Origin of the sequence: Bacillus halotolerans (genome assembly GCF_001517105.1) — a bacterium.
Classification (GTDB): domain Bacteria; phylum Bacillota; class Bacilli; order Bacillales; family Bacillaceae; genus Bacillus; species Bacillus halotolerans.
The window spans coordinates 262,234-282,943 of the sequence record NZ_LPVF01000010.1; the positions used below are offsets into that span (position 1 = coordinate 262,234).

Annotated in this window: 2 protein-coding genes (1 of these 2 cut by a window edge); both read right to left on the reverse strand. The window is 46.2% G+C overall.

The features are described from left to right. On the reverse strand, positions 1-13,734 hold the full coding sequence (locus AU387_RS11850) for a type I polyketide synthase (protein ID WP_082687895.1): 13,734 nt from the start codon (positions 13,732-13,734) through the stop codon (positions 1-3). Further along, positions 13,718-20,710: the 3' end of a non-ribosomal peptide synthetase gene (locus AU387_RS11855; protein ID WP_059335769.1), read on the reverse strand. It continues 8,160 nt past the right edge of the window; only the last 6,993 of its 15,153 coding nucleotides appear in the window; its start codon lies beyond the right edge, outside the window — the gene reads right to left on this strand; the stop codon is at positions 13,718-13,720. The genes AU387_RS11850 and AU387_RS11855 overlap by 17 nt, the downstream gene beginning before the upstream one ends.

Genomic DNA, 20,710 nt, shown 5'->3' on the forward strand with positions numbered 1-20,710 from the left:
TTATTTGAAAGTTTTCCAAAACATTTCTTTAGGAGCACTCTTGTCTGAAAACCCTTGTCCCCGCTCAGTTTGAGCTGATAGGGCTCGATTCTCTGTTAAAACGGGCCGCCGATGCAGTGCCGGCAGCGGCAAAGGCTTTCTTCTGATCGGCCGATCAGCCGAGTCATCCCAGGCTTCTATAATCAAGTGGGCATTCGTTCCTCCATCGGCAAAACAATTAATCGCTGCAGACGGCGTTTTCTCTTTCCACTCGGCTTGTGTTTTACAAAAGTACAAATCCGTTTCCTCAATATTAAAATGCGTCATTTTCTCATCACCTGACAGGAACGGAACCAATTGTCTATGTTTCAGCATCAAAGCGACCTTAATCAGGCTTGCTATCCCTTCTGCGCATAAAGGGTGGCCGATGTTAGGTTTAACCGACCCCAATCCTAATGGAGCATTGCAGCGGGAACGGTAAATCGCTTGAATCGCCTTAAGCTCAAGCAAGTCCGTCACAACTGAACCAGATCCATTTGCTTCGAGATAACTGATTTCTTCAGGCTTTTTGCCGCTTTTCTCAAGCGCCGACAGCATCACGTCCTTTTGCGCCTCAAGATTCGGCGCGGACGGGCCTGCCGTTCTTCCGTCATTGTTTACAGCTGCGGCTTTAATGACAGCATAAATGGAATCTCCGTCTTCAAGTGCTTGGCTGACCGTTTTGACTAAAACCATTCCCACGCCTTCTCCTAAAACGACGCCTTCTGCTCGCTTGTCAAATACATGGAAAGACGGCTTGTCACTTAAAAGTCCGCGTTCCTGAAACATTCGATGTGCATCTGTATCGAGCAAACTGACACCGCCGACAACCGCTGCCTCGATATCTCCGCTTCGTAAAGCCTGAATGGCCATATTCATGCCGACCAATGCAGAGGAACAAGCTGTATCCAAAACAATACTCGGTCCTCGTAAATCAAAAAATTGTGAAATATTAGCGCCTAAATAGTTTTGTCCTCCAGCCACAATCGGATTTCTCGCTTTTGAAAGACTGTATTGATCAGGCTTGTGCTGACTGCGACCTCCTATATAGACACCAGCCCGCATGCCTTTCATTTCCTTTTCGGTGTACCCGGCGTGATACATCAGCTTCAGACTTTCTTCCAATACTGCCAAAGCCTGCGGGTCCATTGCTCTGACATCATCATCGGACATCAGGAAGAAATCAGGATCAAATCGGTTCAGATCCTCAATTACCCCGGCATAATACGAGCTGGAATTGCCAAAGCGTTCAGGCGGCACGGGTTTGATCTCTGATCGACCGTCACGTATTAAATCCCAGTATGCCTCCAGCGTTTCCGCTCCGGGAAATCGGCATGTCAGGCCAACGATCGCGATGTCTTCTGCATGAAGCGCCGGTTTTATGTCGCTTGCCTTTTGCATTTGCTGTTTCGCCGCGGAAGCCTGATCGGGCGGCAATGATGCCGCATCAGGCACGTGTCCTTTTGAAGCAGCTGAATGTACAGCATCTGGTAAGGCAGATTTATATTCAGAAATCAGCCACTTTGCAAAAGATTCTATTGTGGGGTATTCAAATAAAATAGATGGATCGATATCTCCTTTTAACTTTTGATTAATCTGCTGTAATAGCTGCGCCAAAATAATCGAATCTACTCCGTATTCTTGAAAAGGCTCATCAGTTTCAAGGTCTTCGGCGCCTATCTTCAGCTCGTCAGAAAAAATAGTCACAAGCCATTCTACTGTTCCATAGAACAAGCTTTGAGCGCTGTCTGATTCTCTTGTCTCAGCACGCTGGAAAGCCTTATCCGTCAGTGAGTGCTGCATGAGCTTACCCGGCTGCCATACATCTGTATGGTGAATCGCGGGCAGGACAACAGCTTTTTGTTTTTCAGAAAGAATCTGATCCAGAAGCTGCAATCCCTCCTCGTTATTCAAGCCTAACAGTCCGGTCTGTTCTAAAGCTTTGCTTCGAACCTCGCCTAAGCCGGTCTCCTTCCAATTTGGCCACTGAATGCTGACGATCGGATATTTATCTTTATGTGATTCTGCAAAATAATCCATAAATGCATTCGCCATTGCATAATCAGCTTGTCCGGCCGCAAGCACAGGGACGGTCGCTGATACAGATGAAAATAAAACAAAGAATTGCAGCGGCTCATCTTTGAGCAGGTCAAATAAGGTTTGAAGCCCTCCGACTTTCGGCTCCAGCACGGCTTGAATTTCTTCTGCTGATTTTCTTATAAATGCCGGACTATGTTTATTCACTGCCCCGGCACAATGAATCACTCCGCCAATCGCTCCCATCGTTTGCTGAATCGTCTCGATGCTTTGTTTGACAGCAAGCGGATCGGATAGCTGAAGAGACAGTACTTGTACTTGAGCGCCCATTGCTTCCAACTCTTGGATGGCTTTCAATTTCTGAGCAAGCGGCGTGTTTTTCGCTTTAAGAAACTCCCACTGTTCACGCGGGGGCATGACTTCACGGCCGGTGAGAACCAATCGTTTCACCCCGTATGTTTGCACAAAATGACGCGCACACACCAATCCAAGCCCTCTTGTCCCACCTGTAATCAGCAGCACCTGGTCTGACGGAAACGATAATTCTTTTTGATTAACAGCATCTGTTGTTCGCTCGTCCAAATATGCGCGATAACGCCGTCCGTCTCGATAACAGACTTCGGTGTCTCTGCTGTCAGCATAAAATTCATCTGCAATCTGTCTGGCCAGCTCCTTTTCAGCTGTTACATGGTCTGTGTCCATATGTCTTGATGTAAGGTGACTGTATTCACTTTGGAGCATTCGGTATAGACCGGCCCGGGATGCACCGGACAGATTAACAGCTTTATTTTCGTAAGACTCGAGCCCCTTCGTCACACACAAGACAGTCAATTCTTGCTTGTGTTTACGGCCAAACTCAATCAGTTTTTGCAGCCAACTGATCCAGTTTAGCGATTGCTCATGGCTCATTCCGCATCCGATCAAATCCACTGCTCCGCCGACATTTTCCCAGTCGGCGTCTGACAGATGCTCAAGCTCTTGGCTGTCAATGATGCGATAGCTCGAGAAATACTGGGAAAGCTCTCCAGCCAATGACCTTGTTTCTGCGTTTGCCAATATGGCAACCGTTTGGCTCCTACGTTCTGCTGATGTAATCGGGCAATACTGCCACTGTTTTTGTAACAAGCTCTGTTTCGTAGGCCGTGCAGCAGATGGCAATGCCGAACGGCTGTCTTTTTCTGCAGCATCTTCATTAGGCAGCCAATAGTACTCTTCTGCAAACGGATAAGCAGGCAGACTGATTCGGCGAGGCATGTGATCGCCATAAAGCTCGTTCCAGTTTATTCGCAATCCTTTTACCCATAATTCCGCCAGCTTCTCCAGCCTTTTTTTCTCAATCCACGTTTCCAGCAGGGCTTTGGCGTCATTATCTGTTTCAAACACTTTCATTTCACTTTTCTTCGTTTTGACATGCGCGTCATACATTTCTGTATTCGGAATATCTGCAATATAGTCTTCAAGCGTTTTGATAAGCATTTCTCTCGAATCAGCCAAAAATGCCATTCGGTAGTCCATTGGTTCCCGGCCAGTCTGAAGGGTATATGCCATATCATCCAGATTGATATCTTTATTAGAATCTGCGAAGTCTCTCATCGATTGGGCATAAGCCTTCAATTGCTGCCTTTTTTTCGCTGAGAGCACAAATAACTTTGAATGATGGCGATCTGGCAATGGATCATTGTTTCTATCAGACTGATATTCTTCAATCACGAGGTGGGCGTTCGTTCCGCTATATCCAAAAGAACTCACACAGGCCCGCCGCGGTTTTCTATCAGCCGTTTCCCAATGCTTAAGCTCAGTGTTTACATACAAAGGCGATTCTTCAAAATGAAAATGCTCATTAGGTTCAGAGAAGTTCAATGTAGGCACCAGCGTTTTATGTTTCATGCACATCAGCACTTTTTGAACCCCGGCAACACCCGCTGCCGCTGATGTATGGCCAATGTTGCTTTTCACTGAACCGATCGCACAAAATTGCTTTTTGTCTGTTTTCTCTTTAAATACGGTTGACAGCGCCTCTAATTCTATTGGATCTCCTTGTTTTGTTCCGGTGCCGTGCATTTCAACATAGCTAATGCTTTCAGGATGTATGCCATATGTCTCATATATATCCCGTTCCAGATCCATTTGGCTTTTCACGCTCGGTGCCGTAATTCCGTTTGTTTTCCCGTCCTGATTAATGCCCGAACCGATAATAATACCATAGATGTGATCACGATCCGCTTCTGCATCTTTCAGCCGTTTCAAAACGAGCGCTCCTGCCCCTTCTCCGGGAACAAAACCATTTGCGCCATTATCAAATGCTTTGCATTGTCCATCAGGAGACAGCATGCCGGCTTCACACATACTGATATAAGATTCCGGTGTCAGGTATAAGGTGACTCCTCCCACCAGCGCCATATCAATTTCTTTGTTTACTAATGCTTGACGCGCTAAATGTGTACCGACTAGTGAGGATGAGCATGCCGTATCGATCGGAATCGCCGGTCCTTTTAAATTGAGATAATACGGAATACGCGCTGCCGCTATCGCAAAGCTGTTTCCGGTGGCGCTTGCTCTTGCCTGATTCCTATTCAGCATCACTCCGTATTCATTGCTCATAATGCCAAGATAAACACCGCACTTTTTATTGCTTAACGTTTGCGCATTATATCCGGCATCCTCGAATGCTTTATAGCCTTCCTGCAAAAAGATTCGATGCTGCGGGTCTATCAGTTCAGCTTCTGACGGCGGAATATTAAAAAACAGCGGATCAAAATGTTCAATATCATCCAGCATCCCCAGTGATTTGCAGTAGACTTTCCCCTTTTGATTCAGTGCCGGGTCATAGTATTTGTCTACATCCCACCGTGATTTCGGAATGTCACGGATCGCATTTCTTGCATTGACCAGATGATCCCAATATTCTCTTACATCCTTGGCACCGGGGTATCTGCCTGCCATCCCGACTATGGCTATCGCATCGTCTCGGTAACCTTGATGAGATCGGTCTGGTTTCTGTTCAGGCGCTTTCATCGCTGGCAGCCGAACGGGCTGAATCGAACGCTCCGAGGGTTTCGCTTTAGCTGGTGCTTCAGGCTGTTTATTCTCTTGGAAAAGCTCATCCGCTATTTCTTTACTTCTATTACTATGATTGACAAGCTCGGCTTTTAACATATTTGCAAACTGACGAATTGTTGGATAATCATAAACTTTGGTAACTGAAAATGATGTGCTATATTGCTTATTGATTGCTTTTATCCATTCTAGTCCTGTAATGGAGTCCATTCCGATATCGATAAAGGTGTCATCGATATCGACCTCTTGGGAATCCATGCATAACACTTCAGCAATGCTTTCCTTTAATTCATCATTCAGTGTTTCAATTGTTCCAGCATATTGACTGGAAACAGAAATTTCCGCAGCTGCATATTGAATGTCTTCAACTGGTTTCTGCTGCTCCAGCTCATGATGGCCTAAAGGCTGCAACGAAATATTATCCGGTTTAGATGAGATGGATTCCCGTTGGTTCGGTGTATACGTCTCCTCTGATTTTTGCTGATGGTTTTCTGCATTTTCTCCATCAGCTTGTGTGCTTACTTCATCTTTTAAGAAAGCGGCAAAATCACGGATTGTCGGGTAATCATAAACCTTGGTCACAAGAAGCGATGTACCAAATTTCTTATTGATTGATTTTATCCATTCAAGACCGGTAATGGAGTCCATGCCGATATCAATGAATGCCTCGTCCGGGTCGATTTCATTTTGATCCATATATAACACGTCTGCTAAGCTTGCCGACAATTCATCACATAAGACTTCAGCAGTTATGGTTTGCTGCTTTCTAACCGGCTGCAGCAGAACAGATGTACTTTGCGGTGTTTCCTGACTGCTTGCCATCAAAGGCTGTAACGAAATATTGGCAGGCTTATCGCTGACTTTTTCCGGAATAAATGGCGCTTGGATGACTGACTGTGGTGTAACAGCAGGCTTCACCGGTCTTTTTTCAACTGTCTTCACCACAGCTTCTTCTATCCAATAACGGTCTCTTGCAAAAGGATAGGCAGGCAAGCTGATACGGCGCGGCTTACCATTTTGATAAAGCATGTTCCAATCGATATTTAACCCTTTGACCCAGAGGTCTAAAAACTTTGCGAATTTTCCTTTGCGAACCCATGCTTCAATTGTCTTCGCCATATCTTCATCAGCCGCAAAAACTGCCATGGTTTCTTTATTTCGCTTCACTTGTCCCCGATATAAGTGATCAATGTGTTCTTTTCCAGATATAAAATCATTCAGCTTTTCTTTAAGCTCCTGCATATTTTCAGCCACAAACGCCAAACGCTCATTCATTGCTTCCCGTCCGACCTGAAGCGTATATGCGATACGAGGCAGATCGGCTTCAGAATAACGCCCCTCACGGAGAGCATCCAGCAATCGTTCCGCCCGTTTTTGAAGTCTCTCTTCATTTTTTGCTGAAAGCACAATAACAGCCGTCTGTCCCGCTGAAGAATGCTCTGGCTCAGATTTCGAAGCATATTCTTCTATTAGAATATGGGCGTTACCCCCTCCGGCGCCAAATGATGAGAGGCCTGCGATTCGCGGATATTCAATTTCTTTTCCATTTACTTCAATGATCGGCTTCTTCCATTCTTCAAGCTCTTGCTGGACTTTGAATGGAGAATTGAAGAAGTCAATATTCGGATTCAGCACTTTTGAATGAAGGGAAGGCGCCAGCTGTCTGTATTTCATTTGAAGCAATACCTTTGTTAATCCCGCAATGCCCGCTGCACTCTCACAGTGCCCGATATTTGATTTGGCTGAGCCTATGGCACAAAATTGTTTGTCTTTCGTATGTTCTGAGAACACTTTAGCCAGTCCTGTTATTTCAATAGGATCTCCGAGTGAAGTGCCTGTGCCATGCGCTTCGATATAACTGATAGCCCGCGGGTCAATTTGCGCCTCTGTAACCGCCTTTTTAATGACCTCTGCCTGAGCTTTTGGATTAGGGACTGAGTATCCGTTTGTTTTTCCTCCGTGGTTAATGGCTGTGCCCTTAATGACTCCATAAATGTGATCGCCATCTTCAATCGCTTTGGACAATGGCTTAAGGAGTACAGCTCCAACGCCTTCTCCCGGTACATAGCCGTCTCCTCCCTGTCCAAAGCTTTCACACCTGCCTTTGCTTGACATAAATTTGTTCTGTCCAAGCATCAAATATTTATTGGGGTGGATTGAAACATTGACTCCCCCTGCGAAAGCTGCCTCACATTCACCGCGCTGCAAGCTTTGGCAAGCCAAATGTATAGCGGTCAATGAAGAAGAGCACATCGTATCCAGAGCCATACTCGGTCCATGGAAATCGAAATAATAGGATACCCGGTTTGCTACAGAGGACGGATTTCCCGGTAAAGCCAGAGACCGGCCACGCGCTTGTTCTTGCGCTCCGTACAGCTGATATTCTTCGTACATGACACCGACGTAAACGCCTACGTTTCCGCCAAGCTCAGCATCCTGTTTACGGCCGAGGTGCTCTCTTGTATATCCGGCATCCTCCATCGTTTCGTAAACACATTGCAAAAATAAACGCTCCTGCGGATCCATTAATTTTGCTTCACGAGGAGAGATATGAAAAAATTGCGGGTCAAACTTATCTACATCCTTAATAAAGCCTCCCCACTTGCTGTACGTTTTTTCTGGTTTGTCCTTATCTTTATCGTAATAGAGACTGTGGTCCCAGCGGTCTTCAGGAATCTCGGTAATACAGTCGTGTCCGTCCCTCAAGTTTTTCCACAGTTCATGGATGTTGTCTGCTTGCGGATAGCGTCCGGAGATTCCGATAATCGCAATCTCTTCCGTTTCTTTTTCAGCAGACTGCTTTTGCCCGTTTCTTTGCATGGGGACGAATCCGGACTTTCTGCGGCGAACCGGAATTTCTTTTTTCTCTTCGGTCTCAGAATCTGGCTTTCTATTTTCCTCTATTGAAGAAGATGTTTCTGATTCAATCCCCAAGATGTGTAACAGCTTTTCTCTATGTGATTCAGTAAAATACTGTGATAATGACCGAATATTCAGGTATTCAAAGAACAAGGTTTTAGACAATGAACCGAATACTTTTTCTAATTGTCCGGTAACATGCATGATCATAATTGAATCGATTCCGTAATCCTCCATTGGAGCTTCGGTGTCAATCTGGCTGACAGGCAGCTTTGTAACTGAGGAAAGCACACTCTTGAAATAATCCTCTGCTTTTTCTCTCAGCATCTCTTCGTCGGCTCCCATCACGTAACTCGCATTTTCAGTATGCTGAATTTCACTTTTGTATTTTCCATTTGGAGATTGTCCATTTCCTGTTTGATCCAAAAATGAATGGATTTTGCTTGCCGCGCCTGCAGCCACCATCAGCTGCGATTTTCCTGAGGCCCACCCATGGTATAATGCCTGAATTCCGTCATCTGTTTCCATGGCGACCATACCCGTATCTCTCGTCAGCATCCTTTCGGTTTCAGCATCAACATGCATGCCCCCGTCTTTCCACAGCGGCCAGCTCATGGAAAGGGTTTTCCCGTAGCGCTTGTGATGTGCTGCTTGGACATTCCGGTACTCGCTGAATGTATTCATAAAAGCATTTGCCATTGCGTAATCCGCCTGTCCTGCACTTCCCACTGTCCCGGCATTTGAAGAAAAAAGGATAAAAAAGTCGAGCGGGATATCTTTCGTTGCTTCGTCAAGATGAATCAGGCCGGTGACCTTTGGAGCGAGCACATCTTGAATCTCGTCTTTCTTTTTCTTAATAATGAAATTATCTTTTATAATGCCTGCGCTATGAATGATGCCATTTAAGCCGCCATATTCCTCTTGAATCTCTTTCGTTAAAGCATAAACAGCTTCTTTTTCAGTCATATCGGTTTGTCTATAAACAACACGCGCGCCCATTTCCTGTAACTTCTGAAGCTGTGACTGCTTTCTTTCATTGAGCGGAGACCTGCCTGTGAGAATCATGACAGCCTCACGCGTTTTGTTTGCAATTTCGTTTGCAAATAGGAAACCAAGCCCCCCTGCACCGCCTGTAATCAGATAAACCCCTTTATCCTTCCATGGCATGTCGGTGACGGGTTGATCAGCTGCCGCCTCTTTCCATTTGCTTACATACCGTTTTCCTTGCCAATATCGGATATGGTTATCATGAGGATATTGCCTGCATTCTGCTAATTTTTCAGCCAGATCGGTTGCAGATATCCCTGAATCAAATTCAATCAGCTGGCCATTGAATGCTGGGTTTTCCAGCTGGGCCGTTTTGAGAAGTCCCGTTAAGCCGTTTAGCAGCTGCGGTTCATCCAATGCAGGAACAGCGACTTGAACGAGCACATTACCGCCAGGTTTTGAGTTTAGTAGCTGTTGAATGTCTTCGAATAACTGTAAAGCATACGCTTTAAACCGCTCATGAACTGCTTGCCCGCTTTTTTCCAATACCGTACAGTCAAACTTGTTCCGGATTCTTTCGATTTGCCTTTCTGCCATATCACAAACAATAACTTTATGCCTCTGATATTCCATTAACTCATTTTTCTCTGTAACAGCTGCTTCTTCCCATATATGCTCGAATAAAAGTATGCCAGTTGCTAAATCTGTCTCGTTTTCTAGAGTTCTGGCAGAATAACCTTTCATTCGCACGCATACCTGGCCCGCTTCATTACACAAATCGATGTCAAGCTTCTGAATACGATCCGCAGCGGTACTGTCCTCGCTGTATTTCACGCGGGCCCACATCGAAGGCTCACAATCTTTGAAAATTTGGACATCCTGCAATGCGAAAGGCAGCATTGCTTGGCTTTCTGTGAAACTGGCATCCTCTGTTCCAAGCCTCAGACCGATAGAAGCTTGAAATGCCGCATCAATCATGCTCGGATGCAAAACATAATGATCTTGGGTATGTGAAACGACAGACGGCAAACTCAATTTAGCTAGAGCTTCGTTTGCCCCGACATATATAGTATCAATCGCTCTGTGGCCGTCACCGTACTCAATTCCCATTTCCGCATAAACGTCATAGCATACAGAAGGCGGCAGAATGCGTCTACTGCAGCTTGCTTTCACCTCTTCAATATTCAGTTTAGGAGCTTCTTCAGTCTGGCAAAGCACAACGCTTCCTTGGCCGTATATCACCGGTTCCTCCCCCGCACTGTCACTCTCCCTGCAGATTTCGAACAAAATATCACCATTGTCTTCCGGATAAAGGTGAATGTATATGTCTGATTGCAGATCTGTGACGGCAACAGGGCGAATCCAAACGATATCCTGAAGACGAATATCTGCATGCATCTGGTTCGCAGCCGCCTTTTCTGCAGCTGCCCGAACCATTTCTAACAAGGCTGCACCGGGTAAAATGTGCTGACCCTTAATGACATGATCCTTTAAGAAAAATTCACGCCCTGTGAACTCTGAACGAAAACGCACGCCCGACATGTCAGACACATTTTCGTGCAAGAGAGGATGAATGGCATGGCCTTGGGTCAAATTCTGTTTTGGCAAGTCAGTCTCTGTCTCTTTCTCCGGCACCCAATACCGCACTTTTGCGAAAGGGTATGTCGGCAAGCTGATCCGCTTAGGTTTGTTTTCCCCGTATAAGAGCTTCCAATCAACCGCAGATCCACCGGCCCATTTTTCAGCGATCAGGTTTAGATTTTCTTGTTCCAGCCATTTATGTACTGTTTCCGCTGAAAGTGAAATATCACCGGTTTCTTTTGTCATTCGGCCCTTCCAGCAATGCTCAATGGTTTCCTGTCCTTTTAGATATGCTTCTAATTGACCTCTCAATTCTTGAATCCCGCCTGCCAAAAAAGCAACCCGCTCTTCCATCGGCTCACGGCCAATCTGCAATGTATAAGCCACATCTCTGATTTCAAGACCCTCATGAAGAAAATCGAGGAGACGTTCCGCATACACATGAAGACGTTCTTGATTCCGGGCAGAAAGCGGAAGAATCACCGGTGTGGTGTCACATACAGACATGGTCTGCTCCGCTGCTTCAGGAATGTATTCTTCTAAAATCATATGTGCATTAGAACCCGTTGCACCGAACGAACTGATGCTTGCCCGGCGCGGATAGATGATTCTCTCACCATTCTCATTGATAACAGGCTGCTTCCAAGTTTCGGTTTTATGCTGCACATAAAATGGCGACTTTTCAAAGTCAACGTACGGGTTCAGCTCTTCTGAATGCAAAGAAGGCACGAGGGTTTGATGGTGAAGCTGAAGGGCGACTTTGCTTAAACCGCTGATACCTGCGGCGGATTCCGCATGCCCGATATTTGACTTGACAGAACCGATTGAACAGAACTGACGATCCTCTGTATATTGGCGGAACGCTTTTACCAGACCCTGTAATTCGATCGGATCTCCTAAAGACGTACCGGTTCCGTGCGCTTCCACATAACTGACAGTCCGCGGGTCAATCCCTGTTTTCTCCAAGCATGTCTCAATCAGATCAGCTTGTGAAACAGGACTTGGCACAGAAATCCCGCTTACAGTTCCTACATGGTTGACTGCACTTCCTTTAATTACTGCATAAATCCGATCTCCATCTTTCTCGGCCTGGCGCAAAGGCTTTAATAAGACCGCACCAATTCCTTCTGCCGGCACATAGCCGTCCCCATCCTTGCCAAACGTGCGGCAGTGCCCGTCAGTGGAAAACATATCCCAAACACCGTACGTCATATACTTATTTGGGTGCAGAGAAAGGTTAACACCGCCGGCTAATGCGACCTCGCACTCTCCGTGGCGAAGGCTTTCCAACGCCAGATGTACGGCAGTTAAAGATGAGGAACATACCGTATCAACCGCCATACTCGGACCGTGGAAATTACAAAAATAGGACACTCTGTTGGCAATTTGCGCGTAGTTGAGAGAGAGAGGGAACACATTTTCCTTCGATGCTGCTTCAGCACCGACTAATGTATAGTCCTTGTGCATGACGCCGGCAAAAACACCTACATGCTGTCTTTTGTTCCGTCCTCTAGGTGTGGCCAACGTCTTCGGCGTGTAGCCAGCATCCTCAATCGTTTCCCAGCATGTTTCTAAAAACAGCCGCTCCTGAGGATCCATTGTCTCCGCTTCTCTAGGCGTGATTCTGAAAAATTGGGGATCAAAGCAATCAGGATCATCAATAAATCCGCCCCACTTAGAAATGCTTTTTCCTGAAGGGGAGGTGATTCCTTCAAAGCGCCTCACATCCCAGCGCGACTCGGGAATCTCGCTAATGCAATCCATTCCCTCTTTCAGATTGTTCCAAAAGTCATGAATATTGTTTGCATTCGGATACCGGCCCGCCATGCCGATAATCGCAATGTCTCCCTCCGCTGCCTTCAGAGGTGCAGTTCGGGCAGAATCCTCATGTACACGTCTCTTCCGGCTTTCAGCAGTACCGCGATCGATTGCGCGAAAAGCGGCACGCTTTTGTTCATTCTGATCAATAGAATGAGAGGCGGTAAAATGCTCACCGTACTCCTGGGCAAGAAACGCTGACAGCTCCGCAATCGTGGTATGCTCAAACAGGAGCGTCGGTGAAAGGCTCTCACCAATTTTGTCACTGATGGTTTCTACCACTTCAAGCAACCCGGAAGAATTCAGGCCCATTTGATAATAGCCGACCTGCTTTTCAATCTGTTCGACCGGCTTATTGATTTTGTCTGCGATTAATTGGCTGACGAATTGTTCAGCTGCCTCGTATGTCCCCGTACTCTCGGCTGACGAAGACACCTCTTTGATTCCTTCTGCAGCCTGCGAAAGTTCGGCTGTATCTTTTCTCGCCTCCTGGCTTTGAGGCAAATCCTTGCGGCCTCCATGAATAAGCTCTGCTTCACGCACTAATTTACTTGTGAAGTTTTTCAGTTCAGCCACCTTTTCTCCCGAAGCATTAAAAAATTCAAGCGTTACATAAATGAGCTCTTTTTCCTGACGGACAGATGAACGCTTAATTCTTGTCATGCAATGCGTCTGCAAAAGGGCTGAAGCAGAAAAGGATTCATAGAACAGAGGCAAAAACAGCCTCTGTTCCCCTTTAAGCAAGGATGTAAGCAAATTGTTGGCTCCCACTCCGCTCCCATCAATGAGAGCCGGATGAAACATAAAGCCTTCTGCATGAAGCATGGCTTCGGAGCCAAGAGAAAGATCAAGGAGCACACCTTCTTCCTCTTCATAAATATGTCCATTCGCTTTCATATATCCGCTATGCACAAGTTCCTGACGTCTGCACTGTTCATACACATCATCGAGCTGGACAATTGTGTCCGAAGTTGCTTTGAGGTGATTGAGCTCCAGTGTTTCTTCAAACACTGCCGGCACGTCGGTGTGCATATCAGCCTTCATATAGAGCTTTTCATCTGACGCTTCTTTATCACGGCGTTTTTCGAAGCCTTTAACTGATATTTGCCAATGCCCTTCATTTTTCTCTGTGCAATCGATATCGAGCATAGTTACCGAATCCTGTCTAGCAGTCAACGGCTGGTAAATGGATAAGTTCCGCAGCTGAAGCTCTGAGAAGGAATAGCCGTGTTCTCTGAATATCTGGTAAATCATATCAATATAAGCCAAACCCGGAAGAACATGTTGTCCGTAAACCACATGGTGATAAATAAACGGATTTTTTAACGATAGAGTGAGTTGCTTCGTTATATTTTTCACGTTAGACCTCCACTTCATAAGTATCCCATATGTTTGCTGTGCCCATTTTTAAGGTCTCCTCTTCCGGCTTTGACGAGCCAGCCGAAAACACCCGTTTCTTTAATTCAGGAGGCGATATTGGACTACGCTTAATCACACGTTGTTTATCTTCATCCCACGCCTCTAAAATGACATGGGCGTTTGTCCCCCCATCGGCAAAGCAGTTAATGGCCGCAGCAGGCAGCGGTTCTGTCCATTTTTCCAGCGATCGGCTGAACGTGAGATTCGCTTTCTGCTTATCGAAATGTGACATCTCTTGATCACCTGATAAAAATGGAACAACACTGCGCTCTTCCATCATCAGAACAACCTTGATAAAACTTGCGATTCCTTCAGCACAAAGCGGGTGTCCGATATTCGGCTTGATTGATCCGAGCGAAAGGGGATTTGCGTTCCCTGAACGGTACACGGATTGTATCGCTTTAAGCTCAAGCAGATCGGTTACCATTGAACCTGATCCGTTTGCTTCAAGATAGCTGATGTCCTCTGGCTGTTTTCCGCTTTTGGCAAGCGCAGCCTTCATGACTTCCTTTTGCGCCTCCAAATTAGGTGTTGCCGGCCCTGCGGTTCTTCCGTCATTATTGACCGAGGCCGCTTTGACCACAGCATAAATGGTATCTCCGTCTTGTATGGCCTGTTTTACCGTTTTTAACAGAACCATTCCGACACCCTCACCTAAAACAACGCCATCAGCACGCTCATCAAACACATGGAAGGATGAATGCTTACTTAAAATGCCGCGCTGCTCAAACAGCCGGTGAGAGGCGTCTGAACCAAGCAAGCTGACACCGCCCACTACAGCAGCTTTCATATCCCCGCTGTGTAAGGCCTGAATAGCCATGTTCATGCCGACTAAAGCTGATGAACATGCTGTATCTAACACAACACTCGGGCCGCGAACATCAAAAAACTGTGAAATATTTGCCGCTACATAATTCTGGCCGACTGTCACGATAGGATTCTTCGCATGAAGAAGACTCTCTTCATCAGGCTTGTGCTGGCTTCTGCCTCCAAGATAGACACCGATGGATTCACCCTTTATTTCATCTGGTGTATATCCGGCGTGATACCAAAGTTTCAAACATTCTTCCAATACCAATAACGCTTGCGGGTCCATCGCCTTTACATCCTCTTCATGGAGCAGGAAGAAATCAGGATCGAAATGGCTGATGTGGTCAATGACTCCGGCATAATACGGTGACTGATAACCCCAGCGCTCTTCTGGAACCGGTCCGATTGACGAGCGTCCCTCAGATAATAACGACCAATATGATTCCAGTGTATCCGCCCCCGGAAAGCGGCAAGATAATCCGACAACGGCGATATCATCCTCTGCATAAGAACTCGGTGACGAGGACACCGGCACCTGTCTTTTGCTGACAGAAGCTGGATCCTCCGCAGGGTGAGGTGTGACTGTCTCAGTTCTATTTGCCGAAGATGCTTCCGCATTTTCCGCTATCTTGTCTCCAAACAGAGCAGTCAAGGATTCGGCATAAGATCCTACAAGCCAATCAGCAAAGCGCTGAATTGTTGGATATTCATAAAGAATAGATGGATCGAGCGCTGCGTCTAACTTTCGATTAATACGCTGGAGCAGCTGTGCCAAGATAATAGAATCTACACCATAATCCTGAAATAGATCATCAATTTCCAGGTGTTCGCGTTCGATTCTGAGCTCTTCAGAAAACAAAGCAACAAGCCATGTCCGCGTTTCATCTAAAAGCAGCTCATGTTTAGCAGGCTCTTCGCTTTTCCCGATTTTTTCAGGTTGTGATATTAGCAAAGCTTCTTCTTTCAATCCAGATTCTTGCCGGATCCGCCGCTCCATCAGCCGGTCTGGCTTCCAATTTTCCTGATTCGTGATAGCAGGGAGGACAACCGGCTGCAAGGTCCCGGATAAGATTTGATCCAGAAAACGCAAGCCCTCTGAATTCGTAATGCTCAGCAAGCCGCTTTCTCGATATGCTTGATTTGTCACTTCTCCCATACCGGTTTCTTTCCAATTCGGCCACTGAATGCTGAAGATTGGCGCACTTTCCTTATGTGCTTCTGCAAAATAATCCATATAGCTGTTAGCCATGGCATAATCAGCTTGTCCAGCCGAAAGTGCCGGAATAATGGCCGAAACAGAAGAAAATAATACAAAAAACTGTAGTGGCTCATGACTTACATAGCGATATAGGGTTGTAAGCCCCGACACCTTTGGCTCCAGTACCTGCTGCATATCATCAGCTGTTTTGCGGATAAACGCCAAGGTATCCATGTCCGTTATTCCTGCACAATGAATGACTCCGCCAATTGGCCCCATTGTTTGATTGATTTCATGTAAGGCTTGCTGTACTTGTGTCTCATCAGACAAAGAGAGTGACAGCATTTGAACTTGTATGCCTTGTGCCTCCAGCTCCCGCACCGCTTGAATTTTCTGCGCCGCAGAGGTATTTAATGTCTCAGCATGAGCCCATTCCTCTCGCGGAGGAAGCTGCTCACGTCCTGTCAAAACCAGCTTTTTGACTCCATAGTGTTCCGCAAAATGCCGGGCGCTTAATAGTCCGATTCCTCTTGTCCCGCCTGTAATGAGAAGCACATGTTCTTCCGGGAAGGTCTGTCGCTCTTCGATTCCTTTCCAGGTTACCGGATGCGCTTTTAAGTATGCCTGGTACCTCAAGCCCTCTCTGTAGCAAACCTCTGTCTCCTCAGTATCGGAATAAAACTCCTCAGCGATCTGCTTCGCGAGAATATGAGGATGAACAGAGTCTTCCGCATCCATATGCCTTGATCTCAAATGGCTGTATTCGCTTTGAAGCATACGATACAAGCCAGCACGGGAGGCTCCTGTCATCTGCACGGAAGGGTTTTGGAATGATTCCAGCCCTTTCGTCACACAAAGCAGCATGATTCCCTCTTTATGCCCGTCTTCAACCAGCCTTTGAATCCAGCTAATCCAATGTAGCTGTTCTTCCTCGTGTCCGCCGCAACCGATTAAATCCACAAGGCCGTCAAACTGTTTCCAATCATTACTTAACTGTTCATTGTCAATCCGGCTCACATTTAATATAAGATGTTTCGGGAAATGCTTTGATACTTCAGCTGCCAAGTCTGCCGTCTCTTCATTGCTGAGAATCGCAACAGCCCTTGTCCCCGGCGTTTTTGTGGCAATCGGACTTGCGCTCCATTGTTTTGTCAAAACACATGAGGTGCGCTTTTCACTTTGATCAACGAACTCTATGTTGTCCGGTTCTGAAAGACGTTCCTCTGCCGGAAGCCAATAGTAATCCTTCGCAAACGGGTATGAAGGAAGGCTCATCAGACGCGGTTTGGCCGCCTCGTCATACAGTTTAGCCCAATTGACCGCGACACCTTTGACCCATAAATCCGCGAGCTTGGCGTATTTCCTTTTTCTGATCCAAGCCTCAATAGCCATCGCCAAGTCCTCATCGGCAGAAAAAAGGGCCAACGCTTCTTTGTTTCGATTCGCCTGTCCGCGGAAGAGCCCTTCAGTCCCTTCCTTGCTGTCAACATACGCTTGCAGTTTTTCTTCAAGCTCCTGCATTGTGCCCGCAATACAAGCCATACGTTCATCCATTTCTTCCCGCCCGACTTGAAGCGTGTAGGCGATGCGGTGCAGATCTTGATCTGTATACTTTTTGTCACGAATGGCACCCAGCAATTGTGCAGCCCGATCCATTAGCCTTTGTTTATTTTTAGCCGACAGCACAATAATGTTCGGATGTTCAGTAAGCGCATGTCGGGAACCTGCTTTTGGAATGTATTCTTCAATCACAATATGGGCGTTTACTCCGCCAATCCCAAAAGAACTTATTCCTGCCCGGCGCGGGATTTCGTTTCCGTTCCGGTCTTTGACAGCTTTCCATTCCTCTTTTTCTTGAACAATGTAAAATGGACTGTCAGTAAGCTGCAGGTAAGGATTGAGCGTATCGCAATGCAGACTTTTGGCCAAGGTTTTATGCTTCATCTGCAGCAGTACCTTAATCAGGCCTGAAATACCCGCTGCCAGCTCCAAATGACCGATATTGCTTTTAACTGAGCCGATCCCGCATCGATGATCCGGAACTTCCGGCTGTATGTGCTCATCCATATTAGACAGTTCTTTAAACGCGGCTTTCAGCCCGTTTATTTCTATCGGATCTCCCAATTCAGTCCCCGTTCCGTGCGCTTCGATATATGTGACTGTACTCGGATCTATGCCTGCCCGGCGATATGCACGCACCAGCAAATCAGCTTGCGCTTTCGGATTAGGCGATGTCAGAGTATTGGCTCTTCCTCCGTGATTTTCTGCCGTACCCCGAATGACGCCGTAAATATGATTCCCATCGCGCTCAGCATCTGCCAGCTTTTTCAGCATGACCATTCCGACACCTTCTCCTCTGACATAACCATTCGCATCAGCAGAGAATGTTTTACATCTACCGTCTTTGCTCAGCATGCCAGCTTTGCTGTAGCTAATGTGCGCCTCCTCGGTTAATATCGTGTTCACGCCTCCTGCGATTGCCATCTCACAGTCGCCGCTTTGCATAGCAGTCACAGCACGGTGAATCGCAACAAGCGAGCTTGAACAAGCCGTTTCTACCGGTTCACTTGGACCATGGGTATTTAAGAAATAACTCATTCTATTCGGACCGACCGAAGGAATCATATGGCCTGTTGCGGCATGACCTTCAATCGGCAGATTTTCTTTATTAAATAAATCTTTATATCCTGTATTTCCTGTGCCGATAAAGATGCCTGTCCCTGTACCTGAAAGGCTCTGCGGCGAGCATCCGGCATCTTCTATCACCTTCCATGCATATTCCATTAACAGCCTCTGTTGAGGATCTACATAATGGGCTTCACGGGGTGATATCCCAAAAAACAACGGATCAAATTCTGCTACACCATCAATAAATCCGCCCCATTTGATGTCAGTCTTATTGGCTTCTGAATCAGGATTTCCATAATGCTCCCGCCAATCCCAACGGTCTTTCGGGACTTCCGTGATACTGTCTTTGCCTTCCTCAAGATTTCTCCAGAATTCATCTATGTCATTGGCTCCAGGGAATCGGCCGCTGATGCCGACAATGGCGATCGGCTCATAATCGGCAGTCTGTTTTGTGTTTCTTTCCTCTTTTGGCATAACAGTCTGTTTAAAGCGCTGTTTTCTCCTCTTTGTCATGCTTGGAGCCGCAGGAGCTGTTTCTTCATCTTTTTCAGGAACCGATGATATTACGTTCTCCTCAGCAAAGGCTTCCTTGTATTCATCTATCAGATAGTCAGCCAAACTTTGAATCCTTCCATATTCAAAGAAAATGGTCGGCGTCAATTCCAATTGATATGCTTCATTAATCTGATTCGTAAATACAGTGAATGAAACTGAATCAAAGCCATACTCACTCAGTTCTGTATTGATATCGATATCTTCAACGTTCACTTTTAAAATGACGCTGACCATGTGACTCAATGAAGCTTGCAGGCTGTCTGCAGCAGGTAAAGAGTTGGATGGTTCATCAGTCCCGCTGACGGCTACACCTTGACGCAGCCATTCATCCTGATACTCAGACATTACATATTCAGTCAAGCTTCGTATGCTTCCATATTCGAAGAAAATGGTCGGCGCTAACTCCAATCGGTATACTTCATTAATCCGGTTTGTAAATACAGTAAACGTAACCGAATCGAATCCGTACTCGCTGAGTTCTGTATTGATATCAATATCTTCAGTGTTTACTTTTAAAATCTCTCCGACCATCTGGATGAAAGACTGTTCCAATTTACGGGTTTGGCTGTTATGTTTATCTGCGCTTTTATGATCCATCCGTTTGATTTTAGACCCGGAAGAGAGCAATTTTTGCTTCATTTTCGCAAGCTGACCTTCCATCACGAAGACTTGCTGTTTTTCTGAAGCGATTCCTTGATAAAGGGCTTTAATGCCGTGATCACTTTGCATCGGGACCATTCCTGCGTTTTTCAACATACTCTTTTCAATTTCAGCATCAACTTGCATACCGCCCTCTTTCCATAACGGCCAGTTGAAGGAAATGGTTGTGCCGTTCCGCTTCTTAGACATGGCAAGCGCGTTTCTGTACGCGGCAAATGCATCCATAAATGTATTGGCTGCTGCATAGTCTGCTTGTCCAGTGTTTCCTAAACAACCGGACACAGATGAAAACAAGATGAAAAAGTCCAACTGCCAATCTTTGCTGCATTCATCCAGATAAAACAAACCGTTCACTTTTGGCTGTAACACTTCTTGAAACTCTTTATTTGTTTTATGCACAATGAAGTGATCTTTTATGATGCCTGCACCGTGAAGAATTCCATTGAGATGGCCGTACGTCTCTTTGATTTCATCCATGAGCCGTGAGACCGCCTTTTGATCTCCAACATCAGCCTGTTTATAGATAACCTCTGCACCCAACTTTCGGAGAGCCTCAAGCTCCTGCTCCTTATGCTCATTTAAGACTGAGCGTCCCGTAAGAATGATGGCCGGATGAACGGCTCGATTGGCAATTTCTTTTGCAAACAAAAGCCCTAAGCTCCCCGCTCCGCCCGTGATAAGGTAAACGCCATTATCCTTCCATGGCATATGAAGCTCAGCAGCTGCCGGACGCACTATTTCACGCCAGCCTTTGACAAAGCGGTCTCCAGCTTCATATTTGATCTGTTTGTCATCAGGCCTCTGACTGTCGTCTATCAGCTTTTGATGAAGGCCAATGATCTCTTCCGGATTCTCGACCTCAATGACCTGAGCTGTAAGTTTGCTGTACTCCAATTCTGCTGTTTTGAGTAATCCGGACATACCCGCAAACAAATGCTTCTCGCCTTTCCCCGGCACAATCACTTGAATGATCAGATTAGTTTTAGAGCGAATTTTCTTTTGTATGAGTTCAAAAACCTGCTGTGTATAGCTTTGAAAACGTTCAGCGATATTCCCCTCAGTTTCATTCAAAGTAATGACATG